Origin of the sequence: Acinetobacter sedimenti (assembly GCF_022601685.1) — a bacterium.
GTDB classification, from domain to species: Bacteria; Pseudomonadota; Gammaproteobacteria; order Pseudomonadales; family Moraxellaceae; genus Acinetobacter; species Acinetobacter sedimenti.
This window is the reverse complement of record NZ_JAKUML010000006.1, coordinates 57,804-78,205: the sequence shown is the minus strand read 5'-3', so window position 1 is coordinate 78,205 and position 20,402 is coordinate 57,804. Positions and strand designations below refer to the sequence as shown.

16 protein-coding genes and 6 tRNA genes are annotated in these 20,402 nt (G+C 40.6%); 17 read left to right on the top strand and 5 right to left on the bottom strand.

From position 1 onward, the window contains the following. Window positions 1-67 precede the first annotated feature (67 nt). The 7 genes from MKI79_RS05100 to MKI79_RS05070 all read left to right on the top strand — a co-directional run bounded on the left by MKI79_RS05100 (window position 68) and on the right by MKI79_RS05070 (window position 10,175). Entirely contained in the window at window positions 68-943 is an 876-nt protein-coding gene (locus MKI79_RS05100) for a symmetrical bis(5'-nucleosyl)-tetraphosphatase (RefSeq protein ID WP_241570970.1), read from the top strand. A 142-nt stretch (window positions 944-1,085) separates the two neighbouring features. Further along, a complete protein-coding gene (gene pilG / locus MKI79_RS05095) occupies window positions 1,086-1,469 on the top strand; it encodes a twitching motility response regulator PilG (protein ID WP_241570969.1) in 384 nt (127 codons plus the stop codon). Between the two features lie 33 nt (window positions 1,470-1,502). Beyond that, window positions 1,503-1,868, top strand: coding sequence for a response regulator (locus MKI79_RS05090; protein ID WP_241570968.1), 366 nt, complete (start codon window positions 1,503-1,505; stop codon window positions 1,866-1,868). Window positions 1,869-1,879: 11 nt separating this feature from the next. Next, window positions 1,880-2,404, top strand: a complete 525-nt coding sequence (locus MKI79_RS05085) for a chemotaxis protein CheW (protein WP_241570967.1) — start codon at window positions 1,880-1,882, stop codon at window positions 2,402-2,404. A 46-nt stretch (window positions 2,405-2,450) separates the two neighbouring features. Continuing rightward, window positions 2,451-4,523 carry a methyl-accepting chemotaxis protein gene (locus MKI79_RS05080; protein ID WP_241570966.1) on the top strand — a complete coding sequence of 691 codons (2,073 nt, stop codon included), beginning with the start codon at window positions 2,451-2,453 and terminating at the stop codon, window positions 4,521-4,523. A 160-nt stretch (window positions 4,524-4,683) separates the two neighbouring features. Next, window positions 4,684-9,705, top strand: coding sequence for a hybrid sensor histidine kinase/response regulator (locus MKI79_RS05075; protein ID WP_241570965.1), 5,022 nt, complete (start codon window positions 4,684-4,686; stop codon window positions 9,703-9,705). Between the two features lie 20 nt (window positions 9,706-9,725). Beyond that, the gene (locus tag MKI79_RS05070; protein ID WP_241570964.1) at window positions 9,726-10,175 is read left to right on the top strand and encodes a hypothetical protein; all 450 of its coding nucleotides are present in this window, start codon (window positions 9,726-9,728) and stop codon (window positions 10,173-10,175) included. 75 nt (window positions 10,176-10,250) lie between these two features. On the opposite strand, the gene dapE is transcribed toward MKI79_RS05070, so the two are convergent. The 3 genes from dapE to MKI79_RS05055 form a co-directional block, all read right to left on the bottom strand. Further along, the gene (gene dapE / locus MKI79_RS05065; RefSeq protein ID WP_241570963.1) at window positions 10,251-11,381 is read right to left on the bottom strand and encodes a succinyl-diaminopimelate desuccinylase; all 1,131 of its coding nucleotides are present in this window, start codon (window positions 11,379-11,381) and stop codon (window positions 10,251-10,253) included. 148 nt (window positions 11,382-11,529) lie between these two features. Then, window positions 11,530-11,673, bottom strand: a complete 144-nt coding sequence (locus tag MKI79_RS05060) for an entericidin A/B family lipoprotein (protein ID WP_241570962.1) — start codon at window positions 11,671-11,673, stop codon at window positions 11,530-11,532. 175 nt (window positions 11,674-11,848) lie between these two features. Continuing rightward, a complete protein-coding gene (locus tag MKI79_RS05055) occupies window positions 11,849-12,775 on the bottom strand; it encodes a DUF1853 family protein (RefSeq protein WP_241570961.1) in 927 nt (308 codons plus the stop codon). Between the two features lie 194 nt (window positions 12,776-12,969). On the opposite strand from MKI79_RS05055, the gene MKI79_RS05050 reads away from it, so the two are divergent. From MKI79_RS05050 to MKI79_RS05005, 10 genes are all read left to right on the top strand, one after another. Further along, window positions 12,970-13,818, top strand: a complete 849-nt coding sequence (locus MKI79_RS05050) for a GGDEF domain-containing protein (RefSeq protein WP_241570960.1) — start codon at window positions 12,970-12,972, stop codon at window positions 13,816-13,818. 97 nt (window positions 13,819-13,915) lie between these two features. Beyond that, window positions 13,916-14,296, top strand: a complete 381-nt coding sequence (locus MKI79_RS05045; protein ID WP_241570959.1) for a YbaN family protein — start codon at window positions 13,916-13,918, stop codon at window positions 14,294-14,296. Between the two features lie 166 nt (window positions 14,297-14,462). Next, window positions 14,463-14,538: transfer RNA gene (locus MKI79_RS05040), tRNA-Val, on the top strand. Between the two features lie 37 nt (window positions 14,539-14,575). Further along, a tRNA-Asp gene (locus tag MKI79_RS05035) sits at window positions 14,576-14,652 on the top strand. A gap of 42 nt (window positions 14,653-14,694) precedes the next feature. Further along, a tRNA-Asp gene (locus MKI79_RS05030) sits at window positions 14,695-14,771 on the top strand. Window positions 14,772-14,936: 165 nt separating this feature from the next. Further along, window positions 14,937-15,012, top strand: a tRNA-Val gene (locus MKI79_RS05025). 37 nt (window positions 15,013-15,049) lie between these two features. Next, a tRNA-Asp gene (locus MKI79_RS05020) sits at window positions 15,050-15,126 on the top strand. 521 nt (window positions 15,127-15,647) lie between these two features. Beyond that, window positions 15,648-15,723, top strand: a tRNA-Val gene (locus MKI79_RS05015). Between the two features lie 80 nt (window positions 15,724-15,803). Beyond that, a complete protein-coding gene (locus MKI79_RS05010) occupies window positions 15,804-16,187 on the top strand; it encodes a DUF2750 domain-containing protein (RefSeq protein WP_241570958.1) in 384 nt (127 codons plus the stop codon). A gap of 122 nt (window positions 16,188-16,309) precedes the next feature. After that, window positions 16,310-16,777, top strand: a complete 468-nt coding sequence (locus MKI79_RS05005) for a DUF2750 domain-containing protein (protein ID WP_241570957.1) — start codon at window positions 16,310-16,312, stop codon at window positions 16,775-16,777. 71 nt (window positions 16,778-16,848) lie between these two features. Here MKI79_RS05005 and MKI79_RS05000 read toward each other — a convergent pair whose 3' ends face one another. Both MKI79_RS05000 and MKI79_RS04995 read right to left on the bottom strand, forming a co-directional pair. Continuing rightward, window positions 16,849-19,473 (bottom strand): PepSY domain-containing protein, encoded by a 2,625-nt coding sequence (locus MKI79_RS05000; RefSeq protein ID WP_241570956.1) that lies wholly within the window; start codon window positions 19,471-19,473, stop codon window positions 16,849-16,851. 178 nt (window positions 19,474-19,651) lie between these two features. Further along, complete coding sequence (locus MKI79_RS04995) at window positions 19,652-20,302, bottom strand: hypothetical protein (protein ID WP_241570955.1); 651 nt, start codon at window positions 20,300-20,302, stop codon at window positions 19,652-19,654. Between the last annotated feature and the right edge of the window lie 100 nt (window positions 20,303-20,402).

Genomic DNA, 20,402 nt, shown 5'->3' with positions numbered 1-20,402 from the left:
GTCAATAGCTAGGGTATTTTAGAAAGTAGTTGTTGCCCTGAATTGTTAAAAATTGGTTAGTTGTAAAATGAAAATTGATATAACAGATTATCGCCATGTGTATGCGATTGGTGATTTGCAAGGCTGTTTTGCTGCACTCAAAGCATTGCTTAAAGAAATCCAATTTGACCCAAGCCAAGACTTTATTATTTTTACAGGTGATTTGGTTGCTCGTGGTGAGGACTCACTCTCTTGCTTACGCTTTGTAAAAAAACTTTATGATCAAAACGCTGCTGCAACGATTTTGGGTAATCATGATTTGACCTTGATTGCCACGGCACGAGGCATTAAAAAAATCAAAGTAAAAGATCGCACTCAAGATATATTTGATGCGATGGATGGTAGTGACTTAATTGATTGGCTACGTCATCAGCCATTATTTATTGAAATCATTGATCATGCTCCACAACAGACTGAAGCAAAACTTTCTGTGATTGTGCATGCAGGCATTCCACATATTTGGTCGATTCAGCAAGTCGCAAATTACGCAAGTGAAGTCGAGCAGGTCTTACAGGCAGACATTGAGCGACTAGATGATTTCCTTAAAGAAATGTATGGCAGTCAGCCGAATGCGTGGAATGATGATTTGTCTGGCACTATTCGACTTCGAGTCATTACCAATTATCTGACACGCATGCGATTAAGTGATGGGCAATCTGCCCTTGAGTTTGAGTTTAAAGCCAGTCTAGACGATCAAATGCCAGAAGGTTATCAACCGTGGTTCAACTTTAATGGTCAAGTAGAGCAAACGCATCAAATTATCTTTGGTCATTGGGCGGCATTACAGGCGAAACCAATTCGTCAAAATATTGTCGCAGTTGATGGTGGTTGCGTGTGGGGAGGGGAGCTTGTAGCGTTTCATCTTAAAAGTGGAGAGTTTTTCAAAGTACAGAATCCACTTTGACTTACCAGTTGAAAATAAAAGTGTGATGAGGGAGGTCAAACATTGGAAATTTGTATTAACTATGATACAAAGATACTAATAACAGAGTATTTTGATTTGCAAAATACAATTAGGAATAGATTCACTTGGGGTATTGAGTCAAATGGAAGAAAAACTTCAAAATTTAAAAGTGATGATTATTGATGATTCCAAGACGATTCGTCGTACAGCGGAAACATTATTGCAACGTGAAGGATGTCAGGTGGTGAGTGCTGTTGATGGATTCGATGCACTTTCTAAGATCGTAGATACCAATCCAGATATTATTTTTGTCGATATCATGATGCCTCGTCTTGATGGCTACCAAACTTGTGCTTTGATTAAAAACAATCAAAACTTTCAAAATGTGCCAGTAATTATGCTGTCAAGTAAAGATGGTTTGTTTGATCAGGCGAAAGGTAAAATCGTTGGTTCGGAGCAATATCTGACCAAACCATTTAGTAAAGAAGAATTGTTTGAAGCAATTAATAATCATGTTTCAGTCTAATTTTTCATGATTTAATCGTATAGGATTTGAGTAATGGCACGCATCTTAATTATTGATGATTCACCAACCGAAACATTCCGCTTTAAGGAAATTTTGGAAAAAAATGGTTTTGAAACCCTTGAAGCAAGCAATGGTGCAGATGGAGTTACTACAGCCAAAGCACAGTTGCCAGATCTGATCTTGATGGATGTGGTTATGCCAGGTGTGAATGGTTTTCAAGCAACACGTCAAATTACACGAGCACCTGAAACAAAGCATATTCCTGTGGTGATTGTTAGTACCAAAGATCAGGCAACTGATCGTCTATGGGGCAAACGACAAGGTGCAAAAGATTACTTAGTTAAACCTGTTGAAGAAAAGCAATTGATCGACGTGATTCATCAACATTTAAATACGTAAAGTGAAAAACTATGGCAACCAAAGGATTTATCGAACTGCTAAGGTTGGCGGATCGGGGTAAAAGAAGACAAGTTAGTCAAATTGACCTAGATCAACGCTGGTCGGGTGTGGCGTTTGAAATGCTAGGAAAGTATTTTGTCGCACCTTTAGGTGATGTTGCTGAAGTGATTTATACACCAGAATGGACGCATGTGCCACATACGCAAGCATGGTCTTGTGGTATTGCTAATATTCGAGGGCGTTTGTTGTCCATTACTGATCTGCCTGCATTTGTTTCGGGAAAACAATCAGATATTGGGCGTGCTGGTAAAGTGATGTGCCTTACTCACCCTGAGCATTACTGTGGTGTGGTGGTGGATCAAGTTTTCGGTATTCAACACTTTAATAAGCAGAGTTATTTTAAGAAATCAAAGGATCTCAAGGGGCAACTGGATCAGTTGTGTCAGGGTTATTTTATGGATAAAAATAAACCATGGCACGTGTTTATGTTGCGAGAGCTTTTTGATAGTCAGCATTTCATGAATCCATCTTTATAAACAAAAGCTATTGATGGACTATCGGATAAAATAGGGGAGAGCTTGTATGGGCTTATGGCGAGGAAAGAAAAGCAAACCATCACAAGGAAGTGACGCAACTTCTTTGCGATTTAAGACTGAACTTGACCGTGTGGCAGGGTTCTTTGGTGAAGATCGACAACAGTCTGTTCGTTATCTGACAGTTCTTTTGATTGCTTTATTATTTACAATTGTATTTTTTGTTTGGGTGATGTGGACAACCCGTATTGAAACGCAATTAACGCGGAGTATTGGTGAGTTACAACTCTTATCTCAACAAATTTCACGTCAATCTGCTGAAGCTTCAGTACGTGGTGATGAAAAGATCATGAGTGAACTACAACAAAGTCGTACTCGATTCGAAGAAGAGCTAGATGTTGTTGTTGATAAGCATGCTGATAATGGCACCGTGGAAAAACTAGTCAACGAGTGGTCGCAAGTTGATAACAATATTGAACTCATTGTCGGTCAACAACAAACGATTAGCCAGTTGCAGGGATTGGGATTACAAATTACAGAAGCGATACCAGGGATTCAGTCGGAATATAACTTACTTGTTGATGAAATGACACGTGGTGGTTACTCTGCATCACAGGTTGCTTTGGCAAAAAACCAGGTATATCTCTCTGAACGTATTCTACGTTCGATCAATGCGGTATTAACTGGGGATACTAACTCGGTTGAATATGCGGATAACTTTAATGCGGATACTCTAACTTTTGGTGAGTATATTAATGGGCAGTTAAACGGTAGTGCAGAATACGGTGTGGTACGCATTGCTGAGCCAGATATGCGTGACATCTTGGAAGGTATTAAGACTGAATATGATGAAGTATTGAAAGCGACTGCTGCAAAAGTATTGAGTGACTCTGCGAAATTACTTGCAGTACGTCAAGCGACAAGTACGATTTTTACTCAAACTGACAATGTAACAACCCAGTTGGAAGAATTATCAGATGGTGTAAAACCTATTTGGCATAATTTTTTACCACTATTTCTTTTGTTATCAGTTTTAGCTTTGGCTTTTGCAGTTTATAAGTTACTACAACTTCGTAACCGTGCCGACCATGCGCGTGTAGAAAACCTACAAGAAGAGTACGATCGTAACCAGCACGCAATTTTACGTCTTCTAGATGAAATTGCTGATTTGGCAGATGGTGACTTGCGTTCTTATGCAACGGTATCGGAAGACTTTACAGGTGCGATTGCTGACTCGATTAACTTTGCGATCGACCAGTTACGTGACCTCGTTTCTCGTATTAACAGTACTTCTGAGGAAGTAGCAAAATATACCCAAGAAACACAACAGGTGACGATGCAGTTGTCTGAAGCATCAGAGCATAATGCACAAGAGATTGCAGGTGCATCGAATGCGATTAATGAAATGGCGGCTTCAATTGACCAAGTATCTGCGAATGCTGCCGAGTCAGCAGAAGTTGCGAAGCGTTCGGTAAACATTGCAACCAATGGTGCAACGGTCGTAAACCGTACCATTCAAGGGATGGATACTATTCGTGAGCAGATTCAAGAAACATCTAAACGTATTAAGCGTTTGGGTGAGTCTTCACAAGAGATTGGTAACATCGTATCGCTGATTAATGACATTGCTGACCAAACCAACATTCTGGCATTGAACGCTGCGATTCAAGCATCGATGGCAGGTGAAGCAGGTCGAGGCTTCGCCGTGGTTGCGGATGAGGTACAACGTCTTGCGGAACGTTCTGCGGCAGCGACCAAGCAGATTGAATCACTAGTAAAAACCATTCAGGCAGATACCAACGAAGCAGTTTCATCAATGGAATTGACTACGACAGAGGTTGTACGTGGTACGACGCTTGCGAAAGATGCGGGTGTAGCACTGGATGAGATTCAAACTGTATCGGGTGACTTGGCGACATTGATTCAAAGTATCTCTGAAGCAGCACGTGAGCAGTCAACTTCTGCAGGTAATATCTCGCAAACGATGAATGTCGTACAAGATATTACGCATCAAACAACCACGACGACAATGGATGCCGCACGTTCTGTTACGGAGTTGTCACATATGGCAGAGGCATTACGTGAGTCTGTAACTGACTTTAAGCTTCCTGACAACGTATAAGGGTGATAGGGTGCAATCTACGGATTGCATCTTTTGGTGATATATTTTTAACACTTAAATGCCTTAAATTTGAATCAATGATGGATGATGTGAGCATGTAAGGAAGCTCAATAATTGTGATTCGATTGAGGCATCTTGGGAATATAAAGAAGCAAAGCTTATGAACGAAGTTTTAAAACAATTAATTAGTCATATTGAGCTTCCAGAGGATCATTTAAAAGATCAAGATCCTGATATTCGAGATATTTTTATTGAAGAGGTTGAAGAGATTTTAGAGCTTCAACAGCAAACTATTCCGCTATGGTTAAGTAAACCCTCAGACAAAGAAGTACTGACGGATATTCGTCGTTCATTTCATACATTGAAAGGTTCTGGGCGTATGGCAGGTGCAGTTGAGTCAGGTGAATTAGCATGGTCGATTGAAGAGTTGCTTAATCGAGTTATGTCTGGTGCGGTTGGCTTAAATGAAGATATTCAAAATTTAGTTTTTTCAGTTTCAGCACTTTATGGAAGTCTAGTTGATGATTTTAAACAACTACGTCCTCATACGATTGAATTAAGAACATGGATTGTAGCTGCACAACGTTTGAGGGATATGCAAGAAGTAGAGCCAGAGTTGCGATATGCAATTGATTTTTATAAAAATAAAGCAATACCGGATAGTCTTGTGGTGGCATCTGCTGAGAAAGTGGATCTTGATGCTAATGTGACTTTATTTGAAGAGGAACACATTGCTACGGATGTTATTGATCTAAAATCTGAAAAAAGCATAGAAAATCAAACACTTGAAATATTTATTGAAGAAAGTACTGAGCATTTAGAAACAATATCTAAATTTTTACATTTAGAGCAAGAGCCAACTGTAGAAGAGTTTAATCAACTTATTCGTGCTGTACACACTATACGCGGTAGTTCAGGTATGGTTGGTTTTGAAGCAGTGTTTTTAGCAAGTAGTAATGTTGAAAATGAATTCAAAACGTTAATACCTGAAAACTATCTCGAACATAAGGCTGAAGAGCAATTATTATCCGAATACTATGAGTATGTACGTGCCTATATAGCAGCCCTAGAAGGTAGCAAAGATACGAAATTTTTGTCGGAAATTACCTCACAATTTGATCAGGTTTGGAAGAACTACCAAGCAAATAATGTTCGAGAAATTGGAGAAGTTAGAAGCCAAGGCATAGTAGCTCAGCTATTAGAGTTAGATATTAATGATATGTTGGATGCTGAGTTCTCTTTTGTAGATCAAGCAGTGCAATCTGGCGAGAGTTACTTTATTTTGCTTGAACAACAAGCAAAATTATTAATTGAACATTGCAACATCAAACAATCAGATGAGTTGTGTCGTATCGCACAATATTTGAAACGATGCTATGAGGCTTTAGTTTCTAATCCTTTTGCAAGAAGTGATGATGCTTTAATAGGTCAGATACAATCTTTACATCAATATTTAATAGATGCTTTTGATGGAATGGCATCTGGTCAGAATATGGCATTGACTAGCTTGATAGAAGAAGAGTTTGAGTCGGCGATTGAAGCTGTCACGAATTATCAAGCGAAGATTGAATCAGTAGAGTTATCTTTCGCTGATAGTGAATTAGATAATGTCTACTCTCCAAATAGTAACTTTGATCCAGACTTACTTGATATTTTCTTAGAAGAGTCGGAGGAGTTGATCATTGGTATGGATCAGGACTTTAGTACGTGGGAAAATAATCCTCAAAACACCACGGTATTAAATAATCTATTCCGTTATTTGCACACTTTAAAGGGTGGTGCAAATATGATCCAAGCGACGCATTTGGGTGATATTGCACATGAATTGGAAAGCATTTATCAGCGTGTACTGAGTGGTCAGCTGAAACCAAATGCAACATCAATGCAACGTATCCGTTATGCGCAGGATGAGATTGCAGTAAGTATTCAAAAACTCCGTGATCAAAATATTGACGAAGCAAATCCTCAACTAATTCTTGAACTTCAACAGGTTCTTGCAGGTGCGGTGGTAGATTCTAGCAACCAATTAGTTGAACCAATTGATACCGATAACTTAGTAGTTTCTGCCGAGAGTAATACAAATACTACAAATGATATTGCTTATACTCAGGATCACTTAGAAAGTTATACTTTTAAAGTCAATGATCAGCTGAATGTTCAGGCTGCTAATCATGATTTTGATCCAGATTTACTTGATATTTTTCTTGATGAATCTGAAGAGCTTGTTGTTGGTATGGATCAAGACTTTAATACTTGGGAAAAGGATTTAAAGAATACGAAAGTATTAAATAATTTATTCCGTTATTTGCATACCTTGAAAGGTGGTGCAAATATGATTCAAGCGACTCATCTTGGTGAAATCGCACATGAACTAGAGTCAATTTATGAACGAGTTGTAAAGGGTACATTTGCTCCGAATACTCAAGCATTACAGTTAATTCGTTATGCGCAGGATGATATTGCAACAAGATTGCAGAAATTACGTGATCAAGGTGTCGATGAGCACAACCCAAGTCTAATTGCGGAACTGCAATCACTTACAGGTCAGGGCAGTACTGTTTCGACACAAAATGTATCTGTAATTGTTGAAGACTCAACGGTAGAGATTGAAAGTTCTGATGTCGAAGTTGAAGAATCCGCTATAGCTGATGAAATCTCCTTTGAGCCAACAGCAGAGGATACTCAAGACTTAGTTCAGGAAGAATCGGAAGTTGTTTCTGAGGAGCAAAAAACTACAGCGAAGCACACATCGCCTGAACCTGAGCTAGTTAAAGCAAAAGTAAGAGATAGTAGTGTTCAGCCGGCTTTTCTCACGCAAGCGATTGCTTCTGGTGACGAGTCACAAGTTGTAATCGTTGAAACATATTTAGAAGAAGCTGAAGAGCTACTAGAGCAAGCTGAAAAAGTGTTAGAACATTGGAAAGGTGATCGTGGTAACCGAAGCTTGTTATTAAGCTTACAGCGTACTTACCATACCTTAAAAGGTAACTCTCGTATTGTAAATCAGCAAGAAGTTGGCAAGATTGCATACCAGTTAGAAGTTATATTTGAGCAATTCGCATTCCATCAATTTACCTCAGATCGTTATGACGATTTAATTATTCAGTCGCATCAATGGTTACGCACGGCGATATATGATAATGAGGTTGCTGGATTAGATAAGCTCCATGCTCGTCTGCAAAAAGTGGTATATGACGATAGCGCTGTGTCAGTGGATGAAACGACTACAGCAGAAGTGATTGATTTTGCAGATTACCAAGAGAGTAAAGTCGTACAAGGTGATGGTTCTACACCGCCAGAGATGTATGCCGATAGTCTAGTAAAACAGGATCAAACGGCTCAAGAGCAAATCAGGGTGTCTGCTGATCTTGTTGAGAAGATGATTGACCTGTCAGGTGAGAGTGCAATTAACCGTTCACGTATCGAGCTTGATTTAGGGCAGATGACCAATACGCTTTCAGAGATGGAGTTGGCGATATTACGTCTTGCCGATCAGCTTCGTCGTATGGATGGTGAACTTGAATCACAAATTATTGCCAAACATGAAGTAGAAGGGCAGCGCTATGCGGACTTTGACCCATTGGAGATGGATCAATATTCATCACTGAACCAATTGTCAAAATCGCTTGCTGAATCTGCATCGGATTTAATTGATTTTAAAACCACGTTGGCAGATAAGATTCGGGATACAGAAAGTTTGCTACTTCAACAATCCCGCTTGCAAAACGAATTACAACAGAACTTGATGGGTACTCGCCTCGTACCGTTTACACGTCTAGTGCCACGTCTTCAGCGTTTGGTTCGTCAGGTATCGACACAGTTAAATCGCCCAGTAGATTTTAATATTGAGAATACCGAGGGTGAGCTTGATCGTAATATTCTAGAGCGTTTAGTTTCACCACTTGAGCATATGTTACGTAATGCGATTGACCACGGTATTGAAGATCAAGAGCAACGTGCCCAAGCGGGTAAATCTGCAACAGGTCGTATCAATCTGAATATTGCTCGTGAGGGGAACGATATTCTTGTAATCTTCTCTGACGATGGTAAAGGGATTGATGTCGATGCCGTAAAAGCCAAAGCAACGAATAATGGTCTGATTACTGCCGATATGCAGGTCAGTGATGAGGATGTGATGCAATACATCTTTCATCCGGGCTTGAGTACAGCGCAAAAAGTCACCCAGATTTCTGGGCGTGGAGTTGGACTCGATGTTGTACAAAATGAGATTAAATCTCTTGGCGGTCACGTCAGTGTGAAATCGACACTGGGTCAGGGCACGGAGTTTACGATTCGTGTACCAACCTCTGTGGCGGTGAGTGATGCCTTGATGGTACGTGTGGGTGATCAGCAGTTTGCATTACCACTTGCACAGATCGAACGTATTGTTCGTATATCGCCTGTGGCATTGTCTGAGTATTACGATAGTAAGAAAGAAACCTTTGAATTGGATCGTCAGCAGATTCGCCTACGCTATGTTGGTGAGTTTGTGACTGGGCAAGCGAAGCCGATGTTTAGCAATATGGGCTCGTCTGTCCCTGTGATTATCTTTAATAGTTCAGGTCGTTCGGTCGCATTACAGGTCGATCAGCTAGTCGGTTCTCGTGCTCAGGTTGTGATTAAACCAATCGGTCAACAGCTATCATCGGTAGGTTATGTCGGTGGTGCCACGATTTTGGCAAATGGTAAAGTGAGTTTGATTCTTGATGGTCAGACCATTGCACGTCGAGTATTGACGACAGCACGTGCACACCAAGTGGAAAAAGCGACATCCTCAAGTACACAGCGTACGGCACGTAAAACGGTCATGGTGGTGGATGACTCAGTCACAGTACGTAAAGTCACTACACGTTTGCTTGAGCGTCATGGCTATGAAGTGATTACTGCTAATGATGGTGTGGATGCGATTGAAAAGCTTGCGCAAGGCGTACCTGACTTGATGTTACTTGATATCGAGATGCCTCGTATGGATGGTTTTGAGGTGGCAACGTATGTTCGTCATGACTCAAACTTCAAAGCACTACCGATTATCATGATCACTTCACGGACCGGTGAAAAGCATCGTGAGCATGCCTTTAGCCTTGGTGTGAATGAATATATGGGTAAACCATTCCAAGAAGCTGACCTCGTGTCGAACATCCAAAAAGTGTTGGCAAAAACCAAAGCCAATGCGAAATCGTAAATATATGACGGAAATAAATCATGGCTAATACCACACAAAATAGCACAATTGATCTGTCACAAGAGCAGATACAAAGTCTGATCACGACGTCAACAGGTTTTTTAGATGTCTATGAAATTCCTGTACATGGCGATGTGCCGATTCTGATTCCACAGAATATGATCTTATCAGCGATGAGTGTCAAAGCAAATGAAAAGCAAGTGGAATGGCATGATAAGCAACTGCCGACGTATGTCGTGCATCAGCCTGACCTTTCGGAAGTGACGGCTTTGGTTGTTGAAGGTGAGCAGGAAGCTACTCGTTTTGCATTGCTATGCGATAGTATGCCAAACAGCTTGCGTTTGCGTATTTCAGAAGTTGTCGATGTTGAGAAAAAGACACCAGCTCGTACCTATCAATATGTGCGAGTCAATGGTGTAGATTATCAAGTCCCAAACTTACGTGCGATTCAACAGCAAGTTTTTAAGTAAAAACAGATTTTGATCTATAAAAAACGAGAGCTATGGCTCTCGTTTTTAGTTTATCGCATACAACTTCTAGAAGAATTAAGCAAGCAACTCAATCAGCATTTGCTCATAAATCTCAGCAAGTGGCTCAAGATCATCAACGTTCACATGCTCATTAATTTGGTGAATTGTTGCATTGAGTACACCAAGCTCGATCACCTGCGCACCAGTTGGTGCAATAAAGCGACCATCAGATGTACCGCCACTGGTCGAAAGTGTCGTTTCATCACCTGTCACTTTTTTAATACTTGTCTTTGCGGCATTGACGAGCTCGCCAACAGGCGTTAAGAACGGTAAACCTGAAAGTGTCCAATCAATTGTGTAGTTTAGATTTTCATGGTCTAAAATTGCCTGCACACGCTGTTTTAACTCTTCAGCCGTGACTTCTGTAGAAAAGCGGAAATTAAAAGTCACTGTCAAAATATCAGGAATGACATTGGTCGCACCTGTACCTGCTTGAATATTTGAGATTTGAAAACTGGTCGCAGGGAAATATTCATTACCTTGATCCCATGTCGTTTTGCACAATTGATCAATGGCTTGTGTGGCAAGATGAATTGGGTTTTGAGCAAGATGCGGATAAGCAACGTGACCTTGTTTGCCTTGTACTTTTAGCACACCATTGAGTGAGCCACGGCGACCATTTTTGATGATATCGCCAAGCTTTGCTGTACTAGATGGTTCACCCACTAAACACCAGTCAATTTTTTCCTGACGTGCTTCTAAAGTTTCGATGACTTTGACTGTGCCATTGATTGATGGACCTTCCTCGTCCGAGGTAATGAGATAGGCAATTGAACCTTTATGGTTTGGATATTTCTCTACAAAGCGTTCAGTGGCAACAACCATTGCCGCAATCGCTGTTTTCATGTCGGCACTACCACGACCATAAAGTTTACCATCACGGATTTCAGGTGCGAATGGTGCAGAATCCCATGCGCTTTGATCACCTGTTGGGACGACATCAGTATGTCCTGCAAAGCAAAACAGTGGCGCCTTAGTGCCTTTACGTGCCCAAAGATTTTCTACATCTTCAAAAGGCATTTGTTCAATCTGAAAGCCAACTTTGGCAAGTCGCTCGGCAATGATCTGCTGACAATTGTGATCGATTGGCGTGACAGAAGGTTGTTTTAATAGTTCAAGGCTGAGATCGAGAGTAGCAGAAGACATAAGATGCGATGTAATAGATTGAAAATTTAACGTGGAGTATAGCAAAATCATCATTCTTCGGCGCAATAAAAAACGCCCATCAAGGACGTTTTAAATCAATGCTTCAGTAAAGTATCATTATTTAATACATACTTGTTTGCATGATAGATTACATACGGTTTTGAGTGTCTTGTGCCGCATCAGTTACAGCTTCGCCTGCTTTAGATACGTCTTGACCTGCGCCTTTGATTGTATTACATCCAGTAAATACAATAACTGAAGCGATTGCCAAAGTAGTTAACAAAGTCTTCATAGTTCCTCTCCGAGTAAATTTTTATGCTTTAAATTTAGTCATTCGACTATTTATTAATTTAAATCAACAGATTTTGAATACAGTAAAGAATCAGTAAATGATTGTGCAACAACTGTAAATTTCCATCGAAATGATAACTTTACGATAACGAAACCATGCGATGGAAGCGAGATTGTCAGAAAAATGGAGCAAAACTCTGATTCAAACGAAGCATAAAATATTCATGTTGAGCTTCTGAATAATATAGACCATTCGTCCAAAATCTGATTGGATGTTGAGGTGATCTTTGACTATTTATGAGTGCAGGGCAGAGCCACTCGGCACGCTTTAACCTTCTCCAGTTTGGATTATTTCCACCATAATGTACTGGGGCTGTACTTTGCCAAAAGCCTAACCGTCTACACGTATTGAGCCATTCCGGTAATTTTTGTATCGGGTTATCTATGAATGTCGGTAAGAATAATTGACCTTTCATCACGGCTATGCGTCGATCAATATCAAAGCCGAGTGCATGATCGAACTGAAATTGCTTTTCTGCAAAATGCGTCAATTTCTGTGCAAATGTATCTTCAGGATTTAAGCCAATCCACGTATAGATATTGAGATCAGCTTCGGCCAGATAATATTTTAAAGACACTTCCCAGTGTTCAATCGCTTGATTTGCTCGATTACGTACGACAAAATCCATTTCCCCCAAAGTTTTGCCATCGTGATGGTGCTGAATGCTATGTCCTAATAATTCAAAATGTTGATTGTGTGGATCGGCAAGCCAAAACCAAAGTAATGCTTCAAAGCGCAAACCTAGTCGAGTGCTTTTAATCTGCTGAACAAACTTATAAAGCGGCGCTGGGTGTTGATCGAGTGCTTTTAAACGAGGTTGGTAGCATGCATACATGTTTCGCCAAAAACTATCATCATGGAATTGAATATCTGTACGTTGCGTTAATGCAGTAGGGAAAAATTTTAAAAGGTTAAAACTGGCAATCGCAAAACACAGCTGACGTACCATTGGATCGTGGTAGTCGTACCATGGTTCAAAATAGTGTGGTTCAAAATAGCACGGTTCGAAATGGTCAGATGATTTAAATTGAGGTGGGTGCATTATTGTTTTTCTGGCTAGGGTACGACTTTGAGTATTGACAATAAGCATATCAAATTTTAGTCGATATGTTATATGAGAAGACAGTATAACAAGGTATGATGCTTTATATAAGAACTGATTGAACAGTTCTGTCAATCTAGAAGCTTATATCCAGTCTAGTAGTGTCTTTGTACATTAAAGTGATGGTTGTCGAGATGATCGCAAGTATTGAGCGAATATTTATGAGTAATCAAGTCATACGCTGTATTGTTTTATTTTTGACCGTGCTGATATTGGGCTTTATTGATTATAGTACGGGCTACGAATACTCATTTTCGGTGTTTTATTTGATTCCTGTGTCTTTGGCGGCCTGGTATGCAAGTAGTTTTCTTACCATCGTGATGATTATTGCTTCAGCAGTGACATGGATTTTTGCAGATTTTATTGCAGGGCATAACTATTCGAGTGATTGGATTCCACTATGGAATGCCTGTGTTCGTATTGGTTTCTTTAGTATTGTGGCATTTCTACTGTTCAAGGTGCGTTCACACCTCAAAGAAATGACCAATATGGCAATGAAAGATTCGCTCACTTCATTAAATAATACACGTGCATTTGATCTGAAATATCAGCTACTGCGTGCGATGCGCTTTAAGAAAAAAACTCAGTGTGCAGTCGGCATTGTGGATTTGGATGGGTTTAAAGCGGTGAATGATAATTTTGGACACAGCAAAGGTGATGAAGTCTTAGTTCAATTTGCTCAGATACTGACAGATGCGACACGAAGCAATGATATCGTTGCACGAATGGGCGGCGATGAGTTTGCAGTGATTTTGCTAGAAACGGATCAATCTGGTGTACAGGAATATGATAAGCGCTTGAGAAAGGTTTTTCAGAATAGTCCATTAAAAAATGATTTTGGCATTGATTACAGTATGGGAATTACCTTATTCGATACCAATAATTTACCTGAAAAGCTGGATGATGCCACTCGCTATGCAGATCGACTGATGTACGAGTCTAAAGCACATGGCAAATCACAAACTACGATTCGTGCAATTTAAAAATCCTTGTTTTAATCAACGGTATAAATTTCAACAGCAACAGATGATCGAGCGTATAATACTTTTCGTAAACACTAAATTGAAAGAATAGATTGGTATGCGCATCCTTTTTTGGCGAAGTTTAGTCATTATTTTTATTGCACTCGGTATGATTGGGGCAGTGCTTCCAGGTATGCCAACCACGGTCTTTTTGATTCTTGCACTTTGGGCATCTTCAAAAGGTTGGCCAAGTATGTATGAGCGATTGTTGAGTCATCCAAAGTATGGTGCGACTCTTCGAGCGTGGCGAGAACACGGTACTGTACCTCGAAAAGCCAAATGGATTGCAACAATCATGATGTCGATCAGTGCAGTCCTGATGTTATTGACCAATGCACCGCTTGCTGTCAAAGTGTTTACTGACCTCACCATGCTTATCGTTGCGATTTGGCTTTGGCTTCGTCCAGAGCCTAAAAATGAAAGCACCACAGTTGAATGAGTCGCTGAACAAGCAAAAGATCAAGTTTAAAATCAAGGTATAAGCGTTATTTTCGCCAATAAGTTTTATTTTTAAACAATCAAACGCAAATTCCAAAAAAATCATGAAAAGCGTTTGACACCCTCACTAGAATCTCTATAATGCACCTCACTAAGTCAAACACTTAGGGCGCTTAGCTCAGTTGGTAGAGCGTCTGCCTTACAAGCAGAATGTCGGCGGTTCGATCCCGTCAGCGCCCACCATAGTTTTGATTCAAACGCTTTAATGCGAAACCTAAGTGCAGCGGTAGTTCAGTTGGTTAGAATACCGGCCTGTCACGCCGGGGGTCGCGGGTTCGAGCCCCGTCCGCTGCGCCATTTATGTTTAGCACATTACGTTTGAAATAGTACCTTTGCGATGCAGCGGTAGTTCAGTTGGTTAGAATACCGGCCTGTCACGCCGGGGGTCGCGGGTTCGAGCCCCGTCCGCTGCGCCATTGCAAAAAGTTTATTTGAGTCGAATACAAATAAAAGAAAGTTAAAACTTTCTCTTGCGTTCGGTTTAGTTTGGCGGTGACGTCAAAGAATGAAGTTGTAGTATATATACTACGCACTTCGTTTGTCTTGCACTCATAAAAAAGCAATGCTTTTTTATTCGTTCAGGGCGCTTAGCTCAGTTGGTAGAGCGTCTGCCTTACAAGCAGAATGTCGGCGGTTCGATCCCGTCAGCGCCCACCATAGTTTTGATTCAAACGCTTTAATGCGAAACCTAAGTGCAGCGGTAGTTCAGTTGGTTAGAATACCGGCCTGTCACGCCGGGGGTCGCGGGTTCGAGCCCCGTCCGCTGCGCCATTTCTCTTAATTTATCCAAAATCAAGTCATCAAAAATTAAGTTATCTAAATTCAAGCTATATTAGATCCAAGACAGCTAAGTCTAAATCATCTAAATCTAAACCTAAGTCATTCAAGCTCCACTCTTGAACATAATTTCTTCATCTTTTTAACAAATGAATGACAAGTTTTGTCATATGCAATTGCTAAAAAATGTTAGTTTGTATTAAGCTATGTCATGAAGCTTAGGCATTCTGTATTTGTCTTGTTGCTTTATGAATTGAAGGTCTTAGGAAAGTCTAAATTTTCCCTCATGTTTGGTTTGGCTAAACATTGATCTCAAAGAATGAAGTTCTTAGACATCTGCTACGCACTTCGTTTGTCTTGAAGTTTTATGAGTCGAATACTATAGGAAAATTTAAATTTTCCCTTGCGTTCGGGCAAAAGATTACAGTGCATATGTTTTGAGAAGTGATGTTTTCAGATACTACGCACTTCGTTTGTCTTGCACTTCGCTTAAAACAACGTTTTAAGCTCGTTCAGGGCGCTTAGCTCAGTTGGTAGAGCGTCTGCCTTACAAGCAGAATGTCGGCGGTTCGATCCCGTCAGCGCCCACCATACATTTTGTTGCTAGATTTTAGATAGCATGAAATGTTGTTGTATTTTCAGTTCGTTTGATTTTTTGAAGTTTGGTTTTAATGCGCAATCCGTATACTCGTCGTGGTACTTCATCCGAAAGTCCAAATTTGGATCAAGATCAGCAATACCAAGATTTTTTAAATGCTATACAACAAGGGGAAGTTGTGTGGAGTATTGCAAAAAATTATTGGACGTTACATCAGAATGATCAAGGCAAAAAAGCCATGTTGATCTGGAATAATAAAGCAGATGCTCAGCGCAATTGCTTATTGTTTTGGCAAGATTCTGAGCCGAAGAGAATTACTCGAGATATGTTGTTTGATGAAATCCTACCTTACCTTGAGCAGCAACATTATTTAGTCGCAATAAATCGCAATGCTAAAGCAGAGTGCATCTTTGTGGCGCCAGAGCGTATACGTCAGGATGGTTTGGCGTTAAAATAATTGATCTAACACGATGAGTAAGAATAGCTTTCATTAAAATTACTACGTTAGATTGATTTAAATGTTGATGAAGGATCGTGAGCATTTATAGAAATATTAAAAAAATACATTGAGGGGAATCTATGCGTAATCCATATCAGGGTGCAAGGCGCTCGCAGAAAAATTCAGTTAATCTCGAACAACCAGTCGATCGTTATCGTTTTTTTATTCGACAGATCATTGAACAAAAGCAAGTTTGGGGTTTGTTTAAAGATGGTTGGGCTATTGGTGCGACTTCGCAAGGCGGTCAAGTTTTACCTGTGTGGGCGGCAAAGCATTATGCACAGGCTTGTCAGAATCAATCTTGGGCTGGGCATCAAGCGATGAGTTTAAGTTTGGAAAAGTTCATTTTTGAGCTGCTACCTTATGCAGAACAGGAAAATGTAAAGTTATCTATTATGATGACACCTGACGGTCAGAGTGTCTTCTTGGATGCACAAAAAGTATTGTTGGATTTAAAGAATTTTCTCTATGAAATTTATAGCCAAGCACCACAATTCTTTCAGCAAAATCCTGATGTGCCTTTACCTCGGAAGATTCGTTTGAATTAATCGCAATTCTTTTGGGCAAAAAAATCCCTCGAAACATGCGAGGGATTTTTTTTGAGGATTAAAACTTATCTTTAATAGACATCACGACGATAGCGAGATTCTTCACGTAATGTCGTCATGTATTCCTCACCAAGAGTTTCAGTCAAGGCTTGATCGACGCCTGATGCCATGCCTTCGATACTACCGCAGACATAGATCACCGCACCATCTGCAATCCACTGTTTCAAGCGTTCTTCGTGTTCCATGACGAGATGTTGCACGTAAACTCGTTGTTCTTGATCACGAGAGAAAGCAAGATCAAGATGTTGTAGATGACCATCCTGATGCCATGCTTCGAGTTGTGCTTGATAGAAGTAATCAACGGATTGTTGACGCTCTCCAAAGATTAACCAGTTTTGTGAATAGCCGAGTTGCTGACGTTGTTTCAGTAAGCTCATTAAGCCTGCAATACCAGTACCATTACCAATGAAAATGGCAGGGCGGTTATCATCAATCAAGTGGAAGCTTGGATTGGTACGGACACGTAACGGTACATTTTCATCAAAAGATGCAAGCACAGTGAGCCAACCTGAGCCTAAGCCAAATTCATTGTCACTAATTTGCTTTTGACGAACCACCAATTGCAAATAACCATCTTCAGGAATACTGGCGATCGAGTATTCACGGCTTGGTAGATTTGACAATTGTTCAATCCAAGCGAGGTCATTACTATCAGGCTGGATGCTCTGCGTTAAATCTTTATAGCGTAGTGCATAAACGAGTGATTCAGTCGCATCAAGCTGATGATGCTCAATGAACAGTGCAATGCGTTCAACACTATTGCCACATTGTACTTCGGCAATATCACCTGCGTGCCAAGTTTCTGCATGTAAAGCTTTAAACTTGAGGTCAAATGTAGGCTCACCCAAGCTATTTGGATTCAGCAGCTCACGTGAAATCAATTGCCATTGATCGAAAGTTTTTTCAGGAATCACCGCTTGAATTTCACTACCTGTAACGCTTGCAAGACCTGCATACCAACGCTCAAGATCAGCAGTGTTGCCATTATCTACTTCAACGACATCCATGACCGAATGCGCTTGGTTGGATTGAAGCCATAGATTTAACTCGTGACCAAAGGTACAGAAGGTGTCAGGATATTCCTTTGAACCCAATGCTAAGACGGCAAATTTCACGGCACTCAAATCAAAACTTTGTTTGAGATGCTTCTTGGCAAAGTTACTCGCCAAATCAGGTGCATCACCAGTACCGTAAGTACTTGCAACAAAGAGCACTCGCTGTGCCTGTTGAATATCTGCAACGCTGACATCTTTTAATGCTTTGACTTGGGTTGGCGTACCTGCTTGCTGTAAAGCGGTCGAGGTGTTGTAGGCGATTTGCTCTGCCGTACCTGTTTGACTGGCATAGAGAATCATCCAGCTTTCTGCATTCGGATCAAGGTTTACTACATTTGAACCTTGTTTTGCCTCACGTGTTAAGCGTTTTTGCTTACGACGCTTCAAGTACAGCATCCAACCTGTGATGAAGAATAATGGCATCGCCAATGACGCAAGCATAGCAACGAACTGATATGGTTCACCCATGAAGCTACCACGGTGGACAGGCAACATGCTACTCATGATTTTTTCATTGAGCTTTTTGTCTTCATATAGTTCAAGTTTTTCGATGTTGTCATCAGCATAATTGAATGTCGCTGAGTTGCGAGCACGTTCATGTTGTGGCTCTGCATCGACAAACTGAATTTCAACTTTCGGATCAGCTGACTTCGGAATATTCAAAGTCATTGATGAATATTCACGGTTTAACTGCTGTGGGAATTGCGCCCATGTTGCAGTTAATGCAGTGTTGATTTGTTCAGGAGAGAGTTGAACTTTCTCCTTTTGTCCATTTGCACGATCGGCACCTTGACGGTTGCGTTCTCCACCTTGAGCACGTTCACCTTGCGGACGACCTTCATCACGTGCTTGTTGACCTTGTGGTGCGCCTTGCCCACCACCTTGCATTGGCGGTTGTTGCATTTGTGGACGTTCTACGCCCATGACTTTAAACATACCACTGCGCCACCAGTCATATGAAAAGTACAGTCCAGTCACAGCAAAGATAAGATAAAAGAGAACCACCCAAGTCCCGATAACGGCGTGTAAATCCCAAATAAAGTTACGGCCTTTCAGCTTCGGTTTGACAAAGAGCCATTGACGCAAAGAATGTTTCTTAGGCCAACGCAGATAGATACCACTGAGTACAAAATAAATCAGCATCAGTACACATGCACCAGTGATTTGCTTGCCAATTTCACCTGCGGTTAAGCGACGATGCAAATCTTCGACAAATTCAAAGAATCCTTCACCTCTGATCTCAGGAAGAACTTCGGCAGTGTAAGGATTGACCAACATATTGTAGCCACGACGATGACCTTCTTTGGCGATGTTGACCGTAGAAGATGCTGATGGTTCATTAACAATGGTCACGCTGTTGATTTGCAGAGTAGGGTCTTGCTGTGAGAAATGTGAATACAGCTCAGCAGGTGTAAGCTTCGCTTGCTCAGGCACTGCAACCACATAGCTATCTTGATTGATCCATTTTAGGATTTGTTGCTCATACGAGTAGATCGCACCTGTGACACCCATGATGGACAAGACCAATCCTGCGGTGATCCCCATAAACCAATGCAGTTGGAAAAATACTTTCTTAAACATAGTCAGTGAAGTTAAAAAAAATAAGCCAAATTATACGTCAGCTTTAAGAAGATAATATAGATTTTGCGAATAAAAATGAGCTTTATTTTCATTTAGACTGATTTTTTTATATTTTTTAGAAAGTTAAAAAAATAGCCTTCAGAAGAAGGCTAGATTTATAAGTTTTACAGAGCAGTCGTTAGAATTTTTTCGCTTCACCAACAGTTTCATTGAGATGCTTACGGATGGTATCAAATGAAAATTGCTTGGTGTCCATACGTTTTGGTAAGAAGAATGAGCCATCTTGATCTTTGACTTTGAATGTCATTAATAAAAATTCTTGATTGTCATACCATTCTGACACTTCTTTCCATGCCACATTCATCACACCAGGTTGCGCAATGACTTGTTGCATACCACGTTGTGGAGGCATGCTCATTTGTTGTTGCATCACCATACCATGCGGTTGAATGCCAAGTTTGATGCCCTTGATTTCTTGTGCAGGGAATTCTGCCATTTTGCGTTTTGCATACCATTCCCAAACGAATAGACGTAAAACCAAGAAGATAGCAACAGAGGCCAAAGCCACCCAACAAATAATCGTTGAATAATTTTTAATAAAAATTAAGCCTAAAATCGATAATAACACCACCGCAGCAACGATCGCCCAAGTGCGAGGACGAACTTTATTTGTACTACGCCACATCAAAAGTTGTGCACGACGTTGTTCTTCAGCAGAAATTTCATAAGGTACGGTTTGCAATGTGTAGGCATAACCTGATGCAGAATTGCCTTTTGCAAGTTTTTGGTTAGTAGGTTGCTTGGTTGTCGATTTTTTCTTGGTGGACATGTTGCTTCGCTGTACTCATCAAACTTTGCGCCGATTTTAGCATTAAAGCCTGTCTGATAGAAATGCGTTATGAAAAATTAGCACCTATAAATTAGTTGTA

Coding starts and splice junctions, on each gene's coding strand:
- MKI79_RS05100 (WP_241570970.1), top strand. CDS start 68: ATGAAAATTGATATAACAGATTATCGCCATGTGTATGCGATTGGTGAT.
- pilG (WP_241570969.1), top strand. CDS start 1,086: ATGGAAGAAAAACTTCAAAATTTAAAAGTGATGATTATTGATGATTCC.
- MKI79_RS05090 (WP_241570968.1), top strand. CDS start 1,503: ATGGCACGCATCTTAATTATTGATGATTCACCAACCGAAACATTCCGC.
- MKI79_RS05085 (WP_241570967.1), top strand. CDS start 1,880: ATGGCAACCAAAGGATTTATCGAACTGCTAAGGTTGGCGGATCGGGGT.
- MKI79_RS05080 (WP_241570966.1), top strand. CDS start 2,451: ATGGGCTTATGGCGAGGAAAGAAAAGCAAACCATCACAAGGAAGTGAC.
- MKI79_RS05075 (WP_241570965.1), top strand. CDS start 4,684: ATGAACGAAGTTTTAAAACAATTAATTAGTCATATTGAGCTTCCAGAG.
- MKI79_RS05070 (WP_241570964.1), top strand. CDS start 9,726: ATGGCTAATACCACACAAAATAGCACAATTGATCTGTCACAAGAGCAG.
- dapE (WP_241570963.1), bottom strand. CDS start 11,381: ATGTCTTCTGCTACTCTCGATCTCAGCCTTGAACTATTAAAACAACCT.
- MKI79_RS05060 (WP_241570962.1), bottom strand. CDS start 11,673: ATGAAGACTTTGTTAACTACTTTGGCAATCGCTTCAGTTATTGTATTT.
- MKI79_RS05055 (WP_241570961.1), bottom strand. CDS start 12,775: ATGCACCCACCTCAATTTAAATCATCTGACCATTTCGAACCGTGCTAT.
- MKI79_RS05050 (WP_241570960.1), top strand. CDS start 12,970: ATGATCGCAAGTATTGAGCGAATATTTATGAGTAATCAAGTCATACGC.
- MKI79_RS05045 (WP_241570959.1), top strand. CDS start 13,916: ATGCGCATCCTTTTTTGGCGAAGTTTAGTCATTATTTTTATTGCACTC.
- MKI79_RS05010 (WP_241570958.1), top strand. CDS start 15,804: ATGCGCAATCCGTATACTCGTCGTGGTACTTCATCCGAAAGTCCAAAT.
- MKI79_RS05005 (WP_241570957.1), top strand. CDS start 16,310: ATGCGTAATCCATATCAGGGTGCAAGGCGCTCGCAGAAAAATTCAGTT.
- MKI79_RS05000 (WP_241570956.1), bottom strand. CDS start 19,473: ATGTTTAAGAAAGTATTTTTCCAACTGCATTGGTTTATGGGGATCACC.
- MKI79_RS04995 (WP_241570955.1), bottom strand. CDS start 20,302: ATGTCCACCAAGAAAAAATCGACAACCAAGCAACCTACTAACCAAAAA.